This window comes from Streptomyces sp. NPDC058307, assembly GCF_042880295.1.
In the GTDB taxonomy this organism is placed as follows: Bacteria; Actinomycetota; Actinomycetes; order Streptomycetales; family Streptomycetaceae; genus Streptomyces.
The window spans coordinates 70,087-71,565 of the sequence record NZ_JBHVYZ010000010.1 but is presented as its reverse complement, the minus strand read 5'-3'; the positions used below and the strand labels follow the sequence as shown (position 1 = coordinate 71,565).

General features: G+C 72.6%; 1 protein-coding gene. It reads left to right on the top strand.

The genetic code is table 11. From position 1 onward, the window contains the following. Positions 1-1,295, top strand: a 1,295-nt coding sequence (locus tag ACFVYN_RS10230) for an ABC transporter ATP-binding protein (protein WP_389995284.1), incomplete at its 5' end; no start/stop codon positions are given. Positions 1,296-1,479: the final 184 nt, after the last annotated feature.

The window sequence follows — 1,479 nt, the reverse complement described above, 5'->3', positions numbered from 1 at the left end:
CGATCGGCGTGGTGTGGGCGGCCCTGCTCCTCGGCGGCCTCGTGATCACCGCGCCGCCCCTGGCCGCCGCCGTGCTGCTCGCCCTGCCGCTGCTGGTCGTCGGCTGCCGCTGGTACTTCAAGCGGGCGCCCTCGGCCTACCGCTCGGAGGCGGCCGGGTACGCCGCCGTGGCCGCCGCGCTCGCCGAGACCGTGGACGCCGGACGCACCGTCGAGGCGCACCGGCTGAGCGCGCGTCGCATCGAGCTGTCTGAGCGGCGGATCAAGGAGTGGACGGCCTGGGAGCGGTACACGTTGTGGCTGCGGTCGGTGCTCTTCCCGTGCATCAACGTCAGCCACGTGATGATCCTTTCGTCGGTGCTGATGGTCGGCGGGGTGTTCGTCCTCCAGGGCTGGATCGGGGTCGGCCAGCTGACGACCGGCGCGCTGATCGCCCAGATGCTGGTCGATCCGGTCGGGCTGATCCTGCGCTGGTACGACGAGCTGCAGGTGGCCCAGGTGTCGCTGGCCCGGCTGGTCGGGGTCCGGGACATCGAGCCGGCCGGCGCGGACTCCGGGCTCGCTCCCGAGGGGCGGGACGTCCACGCGGACCGGGTGCACTTCGGCTACCTGGAGGGCGTGGACGTCCTGCGCGAGGTGTCCCTTCAGGTCGCACCCGGAACCAGACTGGCGCTGGTCGGCCCCTCGGGCGCCGGCAAGTCCACCCTGGGCAGGCTGCTGGCCGGCATCTACGCGCCCCGCGACGGCCGGATCACCCTCGGCGGGGCCGAGCTGTCCCGGATGTCCGCCGAACGCGTCCGTGAGCACGTGGCCCTCGTCAACCAGGAGCACCACGTCTTCGTGGGCTCCCTGCGCGACAACCTCCTGCTCGCCCGGACGGACGCCACGGACGCCGAGCTCTGGGCGGCCCTCGGCGCGGTCGACGCGGACGTATGGGCGGGGTCGCTCGACGACGGCCTCGACACCGAGGTCGGCTCCGGCGGACTGACCGTCACTCCGGCCCAGGCCCAGCAGGTCGCACTGGCCCGGCTGGTGCTCGCCGACCCGCACACGCTGGTCCTGGACGAGGCGACGTCGCTGCTGGATCCCCGGGCGGCCCGTCACCTGGAACGCTCCCTGGCCCGCGTCCTCGACGGCCGCACCGTGGTCGCCATCGCCCACCGCCTGCACACCGCCCACGACGCGGATGTCATCGCTGTCGTCGAGAACGGCCGCATCAGCGAACTGGGCAGCCATGAGGAACTGGTCGCGGCGGACGGGGCGTATGCGGCGTTGTGGCGGTCTTGGCACGGGTGACGGGGCGGAGGGGTGTCTGTGTGCCTTGTGTCCCGTGCCGAGTGCAGGGATGTTTGGGTACCGGGACCAGGTGCGGCATGCCGGTGCCCGGAATGATTGGGTGCCGGGGCCAAGTGCCGCATGCCGGACGCCCGGAATGATTGGGTGCCGGGGCCAAGTGCCGCATGCCGGACGCCCGGAATGA